Genomic DNA, 15,154 nt, shown 5'->3' on the forward strand with positions numbered 1-15,154 from the left:
TGGCCCGCTCTGATCGATCCTGGCCCGATGGACGACTGGGAGTGGGACGAGACCCTCTTCGAGGGGACTGCCGGCTACTACGCGCGGGGCCGGTTGCCCTATGCCCCGGGGCTGGTGGCGCTGCTCGCCGAGGTACTGGCGGCCGACGGGCGCGGGCGGCTCCTCGACGTGGGGTGCGGACCCGGGACCGTCGCCGTCCCGCTGGCCGGGCTGTTCCGCGAGACCGTCGGAGTCGACCCGGACGCCGGAATGATCGCCGAGGCCGCGAGCCGGGCCACCGCCGCCGGTCTGGCCGGCAGGGCGCGCTGGGTACGGATGCGCGCCGAGGAACTCCCGGCCGGCCTCGGCCTGTTCACCGTGGCGGTCTTCGCCCAGTCCTTCCACTGGATGGACCGCGAGCGGGTGGCGCGCACCGTGCGCGGCATGCTGGGCCCGGGAGGGGCGCTGGTGCACCTGTCGGACCTGAAGACGCAGACGCGTGCGGCGGCAGGCATGCCGTACCCGGCCGTGCCCTACCCGGACGTCGAGGAACTGGTCAAGCGATACCTGGGCCCGGTCCGCCGGGCCGGCCGAGGGCTGCTGCCGCGGGGCACGGCCGGCGGCGAGGGCGCGATCCTCGCCGGTGCCGGCTTCCTGGGCCCCGAGCGGTACGTCGTCCCCGGCGGGCAGGAACTGCGGCGCACGGTGGACGACGTGGTCGCCTGGACGTTCTCCATGTCCTACGCGGCCCCCCACCTGTTCGGCCCCCGCCGCGAGGCCTTCGAAGCGGACCTGCGCCGCCTGCTCCTTCGGGCCTCGGCGGCGGGGCTGTTCTCCGAACGTGTGCCCAGCACCGAGGTGTTCGTCTGGCGCCAACCGGGGTCGGGACCGGTGCGCACGGCCGGGGAACCCGGCAGTAGGTTGGGCGGATGACGTCGACGCCGATGATCCTGCTGCTCTCCGGAAGCCTGCGCAACGGCTCCACCAACGACGCCGTCCTGCGGACCGCGCAGGCCGTGGCGCCGTCGGTGGGGGTGGACACGCATCTGTACGAGGACCTCGCCCGGCTACCCCCCTTCAACCCCGATGACGACACCGACCCGCTGCCGGACCCGGTCGCCGGCCTGAGGGCGGCGCTGGAGCGCGCGGACGGGATCCTGATCTGCACCCCCGAGTACGCGGGCACGCTGCCGGGCTCGTTCAAGAACCTGCTGGACTGGACGGTCGGCGGCACGGAGATCAGCGACAAGCCGACCGCGTGGATCAACGCGGCCGCCCCCGGTCGCGGACAGGGGGCGGAGGCCACGCTGCGGACGGTCCTGGGCTACACGGGCGCCGCCGTCGTCGCACCGGCCTGCGGACGGCTCCCCGTGGGCCGGGACACGCTCGACGAGGACGGGCTGATCGCCGATCCGGACATGCGCCGCCAACTCGGCAGCACACTCGCACTGCTGGCGGCACACCGTCCCGCGCAGGGCTGAGGGAGGACCGTCTGCCGAGAGGTGGAGTCACGAGGAGTCCTCCGCACGTCGGGGGCATGGGGTGGGGGAGTCCCCGCGGATATTCGCTGGACAACCCACCGGCCGAAGGCCAGCGTTGCTGAAATGCAGCAGGAGAACATCTGGGACGCCGCCGTCGCCCGGCGTTACGACACCCCCGGCACCGGCATGTTCGCGCCCGAGGTGCTGACGCCGGTGGTGGAACGGCTCGCCGAGCTGGCGGACGGCGGAGCCGCACTGGAGTTCGCGATCGGGACGGGCCGGGTCGCCGTCCCGCTCGCCGCGCGCGGCGTGCCCGTCACCGGCATCGAGTTGTCGGGCCCGATGGTGGAGCGACTGCGGACCAAGGCCGACGCGGCCACGATCCCCGTGGTCATGGGTGACATGGCGACGACGGTCGCCCCGGGGGCGTACACCCTGGTCTACCTCGTCTACAACACGATCTCCAACCTGCTCACCCAGGCCGGGCAGGTCGAGTGCTTCCGCAACGCCGCCCGTCATCTCGCACCCGGCGGCCGGTTCGTGATCGAACTGTGGGTGCCCGAACTGCGCACGCTTCCCCCGGGCAGGGCGGCCACCGTGTGGCGCACCGACACCGACTACATCGGGCTCGACACCTACGACATCCTCGACCAGCGGGTCGTGTCGCACCACTTCCACGTCGACGGGACCGAACAGGCCCGGCTGTACCGCAGCCCGCACCGCTACATCTGGCCGTCCGAACTCGACCTCATGGCCCAACTGGCCGGATTCGAGCTGGAGTCGCGCCACGCGGACTGGGAGGGCGCCGAGTTCACGGCCGAGTCCCGCTCCCATGTCTCGGTGTACCGGCTCACCGAGACCGGCTAGCCGCAGCCCACCGGTTCGCGGCGGACCGCCACCGCCCCGATCCCCGGTCCAAGGGCGTCGTGGGGTCGGACGCGCGGTCGCCGCGCGTACCCTCGGGCCAGGGCGACCCCGCAACTGCGCCGGCGCCCGGACGATCCCTCAGAAGGGCAGCAGGCGCAGGGCGTACATCGCGGCGCCCAGATCGGCCAGGGCGATCGGGTCGGAGAGCGAACGGCCCGTCAACTCCTCGACCCGGCGCAGCCGGTAGCGCACGGTGTTCGGGTGGACGAAGAGCCGTTCGGCGGCCTCGGCGGCCACCCCTCCCGCACCGAACCAGTGCCCCAGCGTCTGCAGCAGCCGTGCGCGCTCCGCCTCCGGCAGTCCCAGGAGCGGCCCCAGCGCGACCTCGACCAGGCGGCTGGCCTCCGCGGGGGCCGCGGCCACCAGCATCGCCAGCGGGCTGTCGTCGAACCGGGTGACCCCCGGCCCGCCGGCGGGCAGCCCGGCCAGTGCCAGCCGGGCGAAACGCAGCGCCTGCGGAGTGTCCCGCAGCGAGTCGAACCGAGGGCTGACGCCCACCCGGGCACGCCGGCGGCGCAGCGCCCGCAGGCTCACCGTCTCCGCGTCCCGGTGCGCGAGCGAGACCAGCCCGATCTGCTGGTCCGGCAGCAGCCGCCACACCGACGGCACCCCGGAGCGGCGCAACGCCGCCTCGATGCCGGGCAGCGGCTCCTGGCCGGGATCCGGCACCGACGCGGCCACGACCGCGTACGGGCCGCGCTCCGGCAGTCCGAGCTGCCGGGCCGCCTCCCACGGCGTCGTACGGTCCGCGAGCGCGCCCGTGAACAGGGCCTCCGCCAGGGCCGAGCGGCGCGCCTCGCGCTGCAGCGCCAGTTCCGCGCTGGCCTCACGGTAGGCGGCGGCCACGGCCTCCGCGTACCGGCCGAACAGGGCCCAGATCTCCGAGGAACCGGCCACCAGCTCGGCGTCCGTCGCCTCCGGATGCCGACGGGCCTCGTCGACCATCTCCGACCAGAGCAACTCGAAACCGACCCGGTAGGCGTGCAGCGTGTCCGCGAGCGGCACTCCTTGCTCGGCGCGCAGCCGTCCGGTCTGCTGAGCGGCTCCCACATCGGGTTCGGCGCCGTAGGCGAAACGGCCGAGGAGCAGATCGGCGTTGCCCTCGCAGGACTCCCTGAGCGACGCGAAGGGGATGAGCGCGTCGTCGGCGTACGACTCGACCTCCGCACAGATGCGCTCGGTCATCAGCTCGCCCAGCTCCGGAAGGCGCACACGCAACGCGGCGGCCACATTCTGCAAACCCATGTCCGCAGCGTACGGCGGTCCGATTGTCCTCTGGAACAACTCGGACGGGGGTGAACTGTGGCCGCCGCCATGGACCCCCGCGACGGTCCGGGCGACCATGCCGTGAGCGTCGGGGGCGGGACCCCGCGTGAGCGCCGGGGGGCGGGGCCCCGCGAGCGCGGTGAGCGTGCGTGCGAGGAGGCATCATGGCCAATCTGGCGGAGTTCCTGGTGGAGACGGCACGACGGCTGCCGGGCAGCCCGGCGCTGCGGCTCGGGACGGCGACCACCACCTACGCCGAACTGGACCGGCTGAGCGCGCAGGCCGCCGCGCTGCTGCGCACCGAGGGCCTGCGCACCGGCGACCGGGTCGCGCTGATGCTGCCGAACGTGCCCGAGTTCGTCGTCCTGTACTACGCCGTCCTGCGCGCCGGCGGCATCGTGGTGCCGCTGAACCCGCTCCTGAAGGAGCGCGAGACCGAGTACCACCTGCGGGACTCGGGCGCCGTCCTGCTCTTCGAGTGGCACCAGGCACCCGGAGAGGGCACGGCCGGGGCGGCCGCCGCCGGGGTACGGCGCCTGGCGGTCGAACCGGCCGCGTTCGCCGCCGAACTGGCGCGCCTGGAGCCGCAGTACGAGGTTACCGCGGCCGCCGGCGACGACATCGCGGTGCTCCTCTACACCTCGGGTACCACGGGCCGGCCCAAGGGCGCCGCGCTCACCCACGCCGGGCTCCGCCACAACACCGAGGTCAACGTCACCGAGGTCCAGCGGCTGACGTCCGACGACGTGATCGTCGGCTGTCTGCCGCTGTTCCACATCTTCGGGCAGACCTGCACCATGAACGTCGCCGTCCGCAGCGGGGCCTCTCTCACCCTCGTCCCCCGCTTCGAGCCGCAGACGGTGCTCGACGCCATCGCCCGCGACCGGGCGACCGTGTTCGAGGGCGTCCCCACCATGTACGCGGCGCTGCTGCAGCACCCGGGCGCCGCCGCGGCGGACGTCGCCAGTCTGCGCATGTGCATCTCGGGCGGCGCGTCCCTGCCGGTGGAGATCCTGCACGGGTTCGAACGGCGCTTCGGCTGCATGGTGCTGGAGGGCTTCGGCATGTCCGAGACCAGCCCGGTGGTCTCCTTCAACCACCCCGACCGCCCCCGCAAGCCCGGCTCCATCGGCACGCCCATCCGCGACGTCGAGGTCCGGCTGCTGGACGACGCCGGCCGGGACGTCGCCCCGGGCGAGGTCGGTGAGCTGGCCGTGCGCGGTCCCAACCTGATGAAGGAGTACTGGCACCGCCCCGAGGAGACGGCCGCCACCGTCCCCGACGGCTGGCTGCGCACCGGCGACCTGGCTCGCCGGGACGAGGACGGCTATCTGTTCATCGTCGACCGGAAGAAGGACCTCATCATCCGCGGCGGCTACAACGTCTACCCGCGTGAGATCGAGGAGGTGCTGCACGAGCATCCCGCCGTCGCGCTCGCCGCGGTGCTCGGGGTGCCGGACGAGCGCCTCGGTGAGGAGGTGGCCGCCGCGGTGGTGCTGAGGCCGGGAGCCCAGGCGGACACCGAGGAACTGCAGCAGTTCGTGCGGGACCGGGTCGCGGCCTACAAGTACCCGCGCCGGGTGTGGCTGGCGGAGGCACTGCCGATGGGTCCGAGCGGCAAGATCCTCAAGCGGGAGATCACCGCGCCGCTCTCCTCACCGAAGTGAACAACCTGTTCACAATATTCAGTTGCCGTCATGTCGTGTGTGGTCCCATGCTGGTGACATGTCATCGACCACTGAACCCACCGATCCCTTCACACCCCCGCAGCCCGAGCAGGCCCGTGCCCAACGGGTCTACGCCTCGCTGTTCCGCATCGCCGAGCGGCACGCCGCGACGGACGAGCAACGGCGGCGGCAGACGAATCCGACGCTCCTCGCGCCGCACGAGGCCGTCAGGCTTGTGACGTTCCTGCTCAGCGGGGCCGCGCTGCCCGAAGACGGGGAGCCGGAGGTGGATCACGCCGACATCACGGCCGCGCTGAGCCTCGTCCCGCTGGTGCGGGCGGAGATGGACGAACTGGAGACCGGGCTCCTGGAGATGGCGAGGGGCCGGGGCATGACCTGGCCCGAGATCGCCTTCGGCCTGGGGCTCGGCACTCCCCAGGCCGCCAGGCAGCGCTACGAACGACTGGCCAGCCGCACCGCCACCGAGGACGAAACCTCCTAGACGCCGTCCGGACCAGGAAGGCAGCACGAGCCCCGCCGGAGGTGACCGGCCACCTCCAGCCATGTCATGCCGCGGGGAGGCGCCTGCCCGGCTGCCGCGTCCGGCCGGTGCGCGGACGTCAGGTCGCCCTGCGCGTGGGGCACTCCCTCGCGCACCACGACCGGGATGTCGACGAGGGTGCCGAAGTCGGAGAACGGGTCGCCGGCCACGATCGTCAGGTCGGCGATCCTGCCCTCCTCCACCGTCCCGAGGTCGGCGTCCAGGCCGAACAGGCGGGCCGGCACGGTGGTCGCGCTGTGCAGGGCCTCGTCGGGCGTGAAGCCGTGGGCGTGCAGCGCGCGCAGCGCCAGATGCAGGGAGAGACCGACCGGGACCAGGGGCGCGTCGGTGCCCAGGGCGACACGGGCGCCGTCCGCCGCCAGCCGCCGGTAGTCCGCCATCTCGGTGGCCAGGGCCCGCCGTTGTGCGTCGGTGGGCGCGGTCCGGGCGTGTTCGCGGACGGCGGCGGCGTCCCAGGGCGGCATGAGGCGCGTCACGCGCGGGTCCTCGGCCAGCCGCGGATCGGCGTCGAGCAGGATCTGCGCGCTGAACGGCGTGATGATCAGGGCGAAGGAGCCGTCGGCGTACTGCTGCACCAGATCCTGGCCGATCCGGCCGAGCGGGGTGACGGCATGCCCGTACTCCAGGCGCTGGGTGGCCTGCAGATGGGTCGTCAGGTCCTGGCCCGCCGCCCGGCCCGGGGCGCACAGATGGCTGCCGCTGGGCACCCCCAGAGCGTGGGCGGCCTCGGCCGCCTCGGCCATGACCTCGCCGGATGCGCGCACATAGGTCTTGACGAAGTCCACGTCCAGCGCGGTGGCGCGCCGGAGCGTGCGCCGGACCCCCTCGCCGGTGCGGTGGGCGCGGCCCATGCTGTACGCCGTGCGGGCGCCGTCGACGAGTTCGGCGCAGGCGAGCTGCCGCGGACCGAGCAGATCCCCCGAGGCGGCCGCCTCGCGCAGCCGGACGGCGTCGTAGAGCGGACCGCCGAGACAGGCCGTGGTCGTGATGCCGTACGCGAGCGCCGTGAGGCTCTGCCGGGCACCGTAGGTGGCCGCATAGGGGTGGGTGTGGCTGTCGAACAGGCCGGGCAGGACGGTCCGGTCCGAGGCGTCGAGAGAGCGGTGGCCGGGCCGGCGGGCGCGGTGCGGCTCGACCGCGGTGATCCGCTTGCCGGTGACGAGGATGTCCACGTCGTGCCGTGGCGGCGCGCCGGTGGCGTCCCACAGCTGACCCGCGTGGATCCGCAGCGGCTCGGCGGAGGCGCCCGCGGTGCGCCCGGTGGGCAGCCGGAGCGGGAGGGTGCGGGCCCGTGCCGTGGGGACGGAGAGCCGGCGCAGCCGGCCGGCGGAGAGATAGAGGAGCGTGCCGGAGTCCGCGGACCAGCTGGGGTGGTCGGCCGGCTCGTCGGTGAGCCGGCGTGCCGGACCCGCCGGTGTGCCGTCGGCCGTCACGGGCAGCAGCCACAGCGCCGACTCGGCCACCAACGCCATCCAACGGCCGTCGGGGGACCACACCGGCCCGGCGGCCACCCGGTCGGACAGCGACTGGTGCTCGGCGGGCAGATGGCGGCGTTCGCCGCCGGTACGGGTGTCGATGACACGGATGAGGTGGTAGCCCTCGCGGAACCGCTGGTTGAGCCGGTTGCGGTCGCAGAAGGCCAGGTAGCGGCCGTCGGGTGACCAACTGGGGGCGCCGGGCGGCCCGTCGGTGGCCAGCGGCCGGGCCAGCCGCTGCTCGGCGCCCGTGGCCAGGGTGCGCAGCAGCAGGTTCCCCGTGAGGTCCTGGCAGGCCAGGCGGGTGCCGTCCGGGGACAGCGCGGGATACAGCCGGCCGCCCTCGGTCAACGGCTCGTCGGCGCCGCTGTCCAGGTGGCGGCGGCGTACGGCCACCAGCCCGTCCTGGTCCGTGCAGTACAGCAGGCTGCCCCCGTCCGGCGCCCACCCCGGCATCTGCAGCAGATGGACGTCGGCCGCCTGCAGCAGCTTGCGCGCAGCGCCCCCGACCGGCATCAGCCACAGCGCGTTCAGCGCCACGAACGCCACACTGCGGCCGTCGGGGGACAGGGCCGGCCGGTGCAGACCGCGCACCGGCAGCTGCCGCTCCGGTGCGAGCGGACGACGTCGACGGATCCGGGACGGACCGGGCACCGGCATGCGGGCGGCGAACGGCACCTCCCGCACGGAGGAGCCGCCGAGAGAGCGGATGCGGATCCGCCCGTCACCGACGTACAGCAACTCGTCCTCGCTCAGCCAGCACGGCGGAGCGGCCGCCAGGTCCTCGTCCGCCGTGACGACCTCCCCGTCGACCATCAGCAGCGACGCGTCGGCCGGCAGCCCCGGGGCCGCCGCGCCGGCCAGCCGCACATACGCGATCCGCCCCGAGGGCGACACCGACGGGCACAGCAGCCGGCCCGCGGTCACCGTGCGCAGTACCTCGGCAGGGCCTCCCGCGGCCGGTACCCGGACCAGCGCCAGTCCGCCGTCGTTGCCGCCGCCCGGTGTGTGGGCGGCGCGCACGCACACCAGCGACCGGCCATCCGCCGACCAGGCCGGATCGAAGTCCTCGTAGTCCCCGCCGGTGAGCCGGCGCGGCCGGCCGTCGGCCACGTCCAGCACGCACAGCCCGTAGGAGGCGCCGGCCGTGGCGTCGCCGCCGCGTTCGGACGAGAACGCCAGGCGGGTGCCGTCCGGCGACCAGGCGACACCGCGGTCGTCCCAGGGCCCGTCCGTCACCTGCCGCAGTCCGCCGCCGTCCGGCCGCAGCGTCCACAGATGGAAACCGCCCCCGCGATAGCCGCACACGGCCAGGCTCTTCCCGTCGGGCGACACGGCGGGACGCGTCGCCTCCAGCTCCCAGCCCGTCACCTGCTCGGCCCTTCCGCCGTCCCGGGGCACCCGCCACAACACCCCCTGCACCTCGGCGATCAGCGCACCGCCGGCCCGGCCGGCGGTGACCGAACCCCCGGTCATCCGCGTGTAGGTGAGGTACCGCTGGGTGCGGCCGGCCGGCGCACCGGCCCCGTCCGCCGCTTCCCGCGCCCCCGCCGGCTGCGGCGAGACGGCGGTGACCAGCCCTGCCGCAGCCGTCCCGAGGAACCGGCGCCGGTCGACGCTGCCGAAGTCCATACCCTGTCCCCTGCCCTTCCTGCCGCTTCCGTTCAGCGAAGTGGCAGCGGTACGCCCCGCACCAGTACGCGATTCGGCCACACCGGCCCCTCCCACACCCAGCGCAACGCCCGGACGGTACGGTGGTCACGCGGTGTCACCCCGGAGCGGGGCGCGCGGCAGCGGCCGGCGGCGCCTCCAGCACCTCGACGGGTGCTTCACCCTCGGCCACGGACACCGGCCTCGGCCGGACCGGACGGCCGGTCTGCTCCCGGTGCGCCCTCGTCGCGCCCTGCTGGGATGCCCTCCGGGCAGGGATGCTGGCGCCCATGGGGGTATACGACGACAGCATCATCCCGTTGGCCGGTTCCGACGAGCAGCGGCAGCCGCTCCCCGGCGCGCCCCGCTCATGGGAGAACGCGGACCGCGCCCAAGCGGCCCTCGACGGAGCCATCGGTCCGGAACCGCCCAGCCCGCCGCGGTGCCCGCACTGCGGTCTGGCCGGTGAGCGGCGCCCCACCTACACGGGTCAGCACGTGCTCCTCGAACCCGGCCTCGTGCTGCCCGCCCACCTGGTTCCCGGCGGGCACCGCTGGCACGTCGACAGCAACGGGGTGGCGTGGAACGGCGGATCCGAGGAGCCCCTGCCCGGCGCCCGGTGCCGCATCCCGCACCACCTGGCCTGTCCGGGGCTCAGCCTGGACGAGATCCGGCCCTGGCGCTGGCTGACCGAGGTCCGGACGGAGAACGCCGGCAGGGCACGGCGGAGAGCGGACGAGGAGAGCGGCCCCACGGCGCTGCCCGATGCCGGCTGAGACCGGCGCGCGGAGGCGGTCCGTGCGCGGCACCGGGCACCGGGAACCCCGGCTCACCAGCCCGTCAGCAACAGGTGGTTGAGGAGCAGGGCCAGTACGGCCTGGGCGGTGAGCCAGGCGCGGGGATGGGGGAGGAGTGCGCAGGCCGGCAGGAGCCACAGGGCGAACGGCAGCCAGATGCGTTCCGTCTCCGCCTTGCTCATCCCGGACAGGTCGGCCACCAGCAGGGCGAGCAGCGCGGCGGAGACGAGGAGGGCCAGCCGCGCTTCCACGGGGCGCCGGCGGCCGGTGGCCGGGAGCGGAGCCGCGCAGGCCTGGGAGGTGGACTCGGCAAGCGGGGCGGCGGGGCGCTGAGGGCCGGTCGTCGGCAGCGGCCCGGGGGACGGTGACGCGGCACGTCGGGCGCCGGTCGAGTGGAGCGCGGCCGCTGGAGGTCGCAGACCGGTGCGGGGGAGCAGCGCCGCCGTCGTCCGGCGCAGCCCCGCCGCGGTGGCCGGACCGGTGATGAGGGCCGTACAGGCGAGGTTGGCCCAGATCCAGTAGCCGTAGGGGCGGGTGCCGCCGACACCCTGGTAGTAGCGCGTGACCAGGAGGTGGTAGGCGGTCCACCAGTCGAAGCCGGCGAGGCCGAAGGCCACCGGGAGCACGGCCAGTCCGGCGAGCAGGGACACGAGGAGCGCGGGGCGTTGGCGCAGACCGGAGCGGGCGAGCGCGAGCACCGCCGCGCCGATGAGCGCGAAGAGCGTGAGGCCGTAGGAGAGGTAGCAGGTCAGGCCGAAGAGCAGGCCTGAGGCCGCCGCGTACCCGTGGGACCGCCGGGTCAGCGCCAGGGCGAACAGCGCCAGGGCCCAGGCGGCGACGGCCGCGAAGTAGCCGTCGGCGGAGGTGCCCTGCCACACCGCGGCCGGGGCGAGCACCAGGAACGGCGCGGCCCGGCGCGCGAGGGTCTCGTCGGCGAGCGCGCGGATCGCGATCAGCACGGCCACGCATCCCGTCGCGCCGACGGTGACGCACCACATCCCGGCCCAGCCACCGCCGCGCAGCCCGATCCGGTCCAGCAGGACGAAGGTCAGCGTGGCGGCCGGCGGATGGCCGGCGACATGGGCGGGCCAGGGGTGAGGGGTGCCGCTGACGATGTGATGCGTGAAGTCCCGCAGCGTCGCAGGGATGTCGTGGAAGCGGCCGATCACCCGGAGGTACTCCTCACGGGTGGTCAGCCGGACCGCCACACCCTGGTGCCAGCCGTCGATCAGGGCGAGGGACAGGATCCAGGCCAGGGCGCTCGCCCACGCCGCCGCGAGCAGGCCCCGCCAGGGCAGCCGGGCCGCGACGGCGGGACCGTACGCCACGAGAGCCGCCGCCACCGCCAGGGCCGCCGGGGTGCCCGGACCGATGTGCGGATCCCACTCGGCCAGCACGGGCGGCCAGTGCACGAACAGGGTGTGTCGGGTGTCCTGGATGTGCCGGCCGACGACGACGGCCGCCGTCACGAGCAGGACGGCGGCACCGGCGGCGTACAGGTCGCGGCGAAGAGATCGGGTCACACCGGAACGCTAGGGCGGGAGATCGGCGATCGGCCGCCGTCCGGGCAGGACGTCAGCGTTTCGTCACCGGTCACGGACCCCTTTGCGGGGGTGCACCGGCCTACGGTCGTGACATGCGCGACCATCCCCGGCTTCCCACTTCCCCAGGTTTCTGGCGCAGCCCGCTGCGCGGCCCCTGGTTCACCTCGGTGCTCGGCCTCGTCCTGCTCGTCGGCATCACCGTGCTCTTCGTGACCGGACTGGTGTCGTACGCCGCCTACAACCCGGGCCTGGCCCGGGTGAACGACCAGACACCGGACAAGGGCGTCCTGGGCTTCTACCTCTTCGCCTGGCCCACGGACCCGGTGTGGCTGTACCGGCTCACCCAGGGCGTCCACGTGACGCTCGGCATCACCCTCGTCCCCGTGCTGCTGGCCAAGCTGTGGTCGGTGGTGCCGAGGCTGTTCACCCTCCCTCCGGCCCGCTCCCTCGCGCACGCGCTGGAGCGGATCTCCCTGGTGCTGCTGGTCGGGGGCGGACTGTTCGAGTTCACCACCGGGATCCTCAACGTCCAGCTGGACTATGTCTTCCCCGGCTCCTTCTACCCGCTCCACTTCTACGGCGCGTGGGTGTTCTTCGCCGCGTTCCTGGCCCACGCGGCGCTCAAGACACCGGCCGCGGTGCGCACCGTGCGCGGCCGGCGGCAGGAGAGCGACGACCTGGTCCCGCCGCGTCCCGCGGCGCCCACCGTCTCCCGGCGCGGCGCGCTGGGACTGGTCGGCGGGGGTTCCCTGCTGCTGTTCCTGACCACGGTCGGGCAGAGCCTCGGCGGCCCCTTCCGCCGGACGGCCCTGCTCGCGCCGCACGGCACGGCCGACCCCGGCGGCGGCCCGAACGGCTTCCAGATCAACAAGACCGCCGCCTACGCCGGCATCACGGCGGCCGACACCCACGAGGACGCCTGGCGGCTCGTCGTCACCGGCCGCACCACGACCGTGCGGCTCAGCCGCGCCCAGCTGCTCCGGCTGCCGCAGCACAGCGCGTCGTTGCCGATCGCCTGCGTGGAGGGCTGGTCGACCGCCGACCAGTGGTGGCGTGGTGTGCGGCTACGGGACCTCGCGGCGCTCGTGGGGTACGACGGTGATCCGCCGGACGTGCTCGTGGAGTCCCTGCAACGGCACGGGGCCTTCCGCCGCGCGGCCCTGCGCGCCAACCAGGTGGCCGACGGGCGCTCCCTGCTCGCCCTGTACGTCAACGGCGAGGAACTGTCCCCCGACCACGGCCACCCCGCGCGGATCATCGTCCCCGCGGCACCCGGTGTGCTCAACACCAAATGGGTGGCCCGGCTGACCTTCGGAGACCTGTGATGCCGCCTCGTCCGCGCCTGGGCAGTCCCTTTCAACTCCTGCTGCTGGCCTGCTCGTTCGCGCTCGCCGCGTACGCCGGGATCCGGCTGTTCGCCGGTGACTGGTTCGGCGTGGCGCTGTGGATCGTGGGCGCCGCCCTGCTGCACGACCTCGTCCTGCTGCCGCTGTACACGGCGGCCGACCGGGCGGTCGTGCGCGGGCTGGGAGCGGCCGGACGGCGCGACCGGACGCTGTACGTCCGCGTCCCGGCGGTGCTGTCCGGGCTGCTCCTGCTGGTCTGGTTCCCGCTGATCAGCGGCATGGCGGACCGGCGTTACCGGTCGGCCACCGGCCTCTCCCCGGACGGCTTCCTCGCCCGCTGGCTGCTGATCACCGCCGTGCTCTTCGGCGGTTCGGCGCTGCTGCTCGCCCGGCGCGTGCGCAGGGCGGCGAAGCACCGGCCGCCCGCGCCCCACTGAGCCACCGGCCGCCAGCCGGCCCTGCGCGCGTACCGCAGCAGGGCCGGCGTGCCGAGCCGCGCCCAGGGGAACGGCGCGCCGTCGGCCCGCGGGGCGCCGACGGTGCCGACCACCTGGACCCGGGCGCGTTCGTCCACGTGGCCGGGCACGGTCTCGGCGATCAGCAGCCCGCCCGGGCGCAGCAGCGCCGCCACCCGCTCCAGCAGCACGGACGGTTCCCCGCCGATGCCGATGTTGCCGTCCATGAGCAGCACGGTGTCCCAGCGGCCCTCGCCGGGCAGCGGTTCGAAGACCGAGCGCCGCAGCGCCTGCCCGCCGAGCCGCACCGTCTGGTCGACGGCGGCCTCGCTGACGTCGATGCCCAGCACGGTACGGCCCCGGGCGGCCAGCTCCGCGACCAGCCGGCCCGGGCCGCAGCCGACGTCCAGCACGGCGCCCTCGCAGCGGTCCAGCACCGCCCGGTCCACCGCGTCCGCGTCGGCGCACCAGCGCTCCACCTCCAGCGGCAGCAGCCAGCCGTCGGCGCGGCGCAGGAACAGCGGGCCCCGGCCGGTGCGCAGCGCGGTCGCGTAGGGGTCGGCGGCCGCCCAGGCGACGCGGGCGGCGGTCTGGCCGCTCACCGCGGGGCGACCGGTGTGCAGCGGGCCAGCCGCGCGGCGAACCTGCCGTGCGGGGCGAGCGCGGCGACGGCGCGGGCGTCGGCGGCGGTGTCGACGTCCCGCAGCCGGGGCAGCTCACGCACCCGCAACCCGGCGGCCAGCAGCCGCTCGCGCTGTACGGCGCCGGTCACGGGCGTCGACATGGGCACGCCCCGCAGCAGCGCGGGGGCGGGCTCGGCCAGGCCCAGCGCCCAGAATCCGCCGTCCTCGGCGGCACCCAGGTACGCGTCGCAGTCCGTGAAGTCCACGGTGAGCAGTTCCGGCGTCACCTGCGGTGTGTCCATGCCGATGAGCAGCGCCGGGCCGAAGCAGCGGGCGAAGGCGTCCGCCAGCCGCTCGTCCAGGCCGCCCGCGCACTGGGGCAGTACCTCGAAACCGGGCGGCAGCCACGGTCCCGGCGCCCCGTCCAGGACGAGAACCCGGCGGGTCGCGGGAGCCGCCGCCACCGCGTGCAGGGTGTCCGCGAGGGCCGCCTCCGCGAGCTGGGCCGCCTCCCGGCGGGTGAACGGCGGGGTGAGCCGGGTCTTGACCCGCCCCGGCAGCGGCTCCTTGGCGATGACGAGAAGCGTGGTCACCGTACGGGCCTCCCGTCGGCCGGGGTCTCGGCCAGCACGCGGCTCATGTCCCGCACCGCCTGCCAGGTGCCGCGCCAGGTGCCCGTCACCTTCGAGGCGCCGGTGCGCGGCCGGTAGGGAACGTCGTGTTCGGCGATGCGCCAGCCGGCGTCGGCCGCTCGGACGACCATCTGCAGCGGATAACCGCTGCGCCGGTCGGTGAGGCCGAGTGCGAGCAGCGGTTCGCGGCGGGCGGCGCGCAGCGGCCCCAGATCGTGCAGGCGCAGCCCGGTACGGCGGCGCAGCATCCGCGCCAGCGCCAGGTTGCCCGCGCGGGCGTGCGCGGGCCAGGCACCCCGGCCCTCGGGGCGCCGCCGGCCGAGGACCAGGTCGGCCGCGCCGTCGCGGATCTCCCGCACGAACGGCAGGAGCAGCGAGGGATCGAGCGAGGCGTCGCAGTCGCAGAAGCACACGATGTCGCCCGTGGCCGCCGTCAGACCGGCGTGGCAGGCGGCGCCGAAGCCGCGCCGCGGCTCGTGCACCACCGTCGCGCCGAGCGAGCGGGCGATGTCGGGGGAGCCGTCGGTGGAACCGTTGTCGACGACGAGGGCGCGCCAGCCGGCCGGGATCCGGCCGAGCACCCAGGGCAGGGCCTCGGCCTCGTCCAGGCAGGGCAGCACCACGTCGACGTCCGTGGAAGTGGTCGTCACGGTTTCACCCTACGAACGCAAATCAGACATAGGGGACCCATGGTCCTTACGAAACGCGGACGCCCGGACCGCGGCCCGGCGGCGGGGGCGGCGCGGTGCG

The 15,154-nt window shown here is 74.7% G+C and carries 13 protein-coding genes; 7 read left to right on the forward strand and 6 right to left on the reverse strand.

The features are described 5' to 3' along the window. Positions 1 to 27 precede the first annotated feature (27 nt). The 3 genes from IE244_RS13990 (at position 28) to IE244_RS14000 (ending at position 2,327) form a co-directional block, all read left to right on the forward strand. Positions 28 to 912 carry a class I SAM-dependent methyltransferase gene (locus tag IE244_RS13990; protein ID WP_191873838.1) on the forward strand — a complete coding sequence of 295 codons (885 nt, stop codon included), beginning with the start codon at positions 28 to 30 and terminating at the stop codon, positions 910 to 912. Beyond that, positions 909 to 1,460, forward strand: a complete 552-nt coding sequence (locus IE244_RS13995) for an NADPH-dependent FMN reductase (protein ID WP_191873839.1) — start codon at positions 909 to 911, stop codon at positions 1,458 to 1,460. Before IE244_RS13990 ends, IE244_RS13995 begins: the two co-directional genes overlap by 4 nt. A 123-nt stretch (positions 1,461 to 1,583) precedes the next feature. Next, positions 1,584 to 2,327 carry a class I SAM-dependent methyltransferase gene (locus IE244_RS14000; protein WP_191873840.1) on the forward strand — a complete coding sequence of 248 codons (744 nt, stop codon included), beginning with the start codon at positions 1,584 to 1,586 and terminating at the stop codon, positions 2,325 to 2,327. 138 nt (positions 2,328 to 2,465) lie between these two features. Here IE244_RS14000 and IE244_RS14005 read toward each other — a convergent pair whose 3' ends face one another. Beyond that, complete coding sequence (locus tag IE244_RS14005) at positions 2,466 to 3,632, reverse strand: PucR family transcriptional regulator (RefSeq protein WP_229854089.1); 1,167 nt, start codon at positions 3,630 to 3,632, stop codon at positions 2,466 to 2,468. A 185-nt stretch (positions 3,633 to 3,817) separates the two neighbouring features. Between IE244_RS14005 and IE244_RS14010 the strand changes: the two genes are divergently transcribed. Together IE244_RS14010 and IE244_RS14015 are read left to right on the forward strand one after the other, a co-directional pair. Then, positions 3,818 to 5,320 carry a long-chain-fatty-acid--CoA ligase gene (locus tag IE244_RS14010; RefSeq protein ID WP_191873841.1) on the forward strand — a complete coding sequence of 501 codons (1,503 nt, stop codon included), beginning with the start codon at positions 3,818 to 3,820 and terminating at the stop codon, positions 5,318 to 5,320. A 58-nt stretch (positions 5,321 to 5,378) separates the two neighbouring features. After that, a complete protein-coding gene (locus IE244_RS14015) occupies positions 5,379 to 5,822 on the forward strand; it encodes a DNA-binding protein (protein ID WP_191873842.1) in 444 nt (147 codons plus the stop codon). Here IE244_RS14015 and IE244_RS14020 read toward each other — a convergent pair. Next, on the reverse strand, positions 5,819 to 8,989 hold the full coding sequence (locus tag IE244_RS14020; RefSeq protein WP_191873843.1) for an amidohydrolase family protein: 3,171 nt from the start codon (positions 8,987 to 8,989) through the stop codon (positions 5,819 to 5,821). The genes IE244_RS14015 and IE244_RS14020 overlap by 4 nt on opposite strands. A gap of 308 nt (positions 8,990 to 9,297) precedes the next feature. On the opposite strand from IE244_RS14020, the gene IE244_RS14025 reads away from it, so the two are divergent. Further along, positions 9,298 to 9,783: a DUF6083 domain-containing protein gene (locus IE244_RS14025; RefSeq protein WP_191873844.1), complete on the forward strand. Its 486-nt coding sequence runs from the start codon at positions 9,298 to 9,300 to the stop codon at positions 9,781 to 9,783. Between the two features lie 53 nt (positions 9,784 to 9,836). Here the strand turns inward: IE244_RS14025 and IE244_RS14030 are convergent, their stop codons facing one another. Further along, positions 9,837 to 11,327, reverse strand: coding sequence for a hypothetical protein (locus IE244_RS14030; protein ID WP_191873845.1), 1,491 nt, complete (start codon positions 11,325 to 11,327; stop codon positions 9,837 to 9,839). Positions 11,328 to 11,440: 113 nt separating this feature from the next. Between IE244_RS14030 and IE244_RS14035 the strand changes: the two genes are divergently transcribed. Further along, the gene (locus IE244_RS14035) at positions 11,441 to 12,673 is read left to right on the forward strand and encodes a molybdopterin-dependent oxidoreductase (RefSeq protein WP_191873846.1); all 1,233 of its coding nucleotides are present in this window, start codon (positions 11,441 to 11,443) and stop codon (positions 12,671 to 12,673) included. 313 nt (positions 12,674 to 12,986) lie between these two features. Here IE244_RS14035 and IE244_RS14040 read toward each other — a convergent pair whose 3' ends face one another. From IE244_RS14040 to IE244_RS14050, 3 genes are read right to left on the reverse strand one after another with little or no spacing between them, the layout of a single operon-like run. Then, entirely contained in the window at positions 12,987 to 13,751 is a 765-nt protein-coding gene (locus IE244_RS14040; RefSeq protein ID WP_229854090.1) for a class I SAM-dependent methyltransferase, read from the reverse strand. Beyond that, positions 13,748 to 14,365 carry a TIGR04282 family arsenosugar biosynthesis glycosyltransferase gene (locus IE244_RS14045; RefSeq protein WP_191873847.1) on the reverse strand — a complete coding sequence of 206 codons (618 nt, stop codon included), beginning with the start codon at positions 14,363 to 14,365 and terminating at the stop codon, positions 13,748 to 13,750. Before IE244_RS14045 ends, IE244_RS14040 begins: the two co-directional genes overlap by 4 nt. Next, entirely contained in the window at positions 14,362 to 15,054 is a 693-nt protein-coding gene (locus IE244_RS14050; RefSeq protein WP_031161388.1) for a glycosyltransferase family 2 protein, read from the reverse strand. Before IE244_RS14050 ends, IE244_RS14045 begins: the two co-directional genes overlap by 4 nt. Between the last annotated feature and the right edge of the window lie 100 nt (positions 15,055 to 15,154).

It is taken from the genome of Streptomyces filipinensis (genome assembly GCF_014649495.1).
Classification (GTDB): domain Bacteria; phylum Actinomycetota; class Actinomycetes; order Streptomycetales; family Streptomycetaceae; genus Streptomyces; species Streptomyces filipinensis.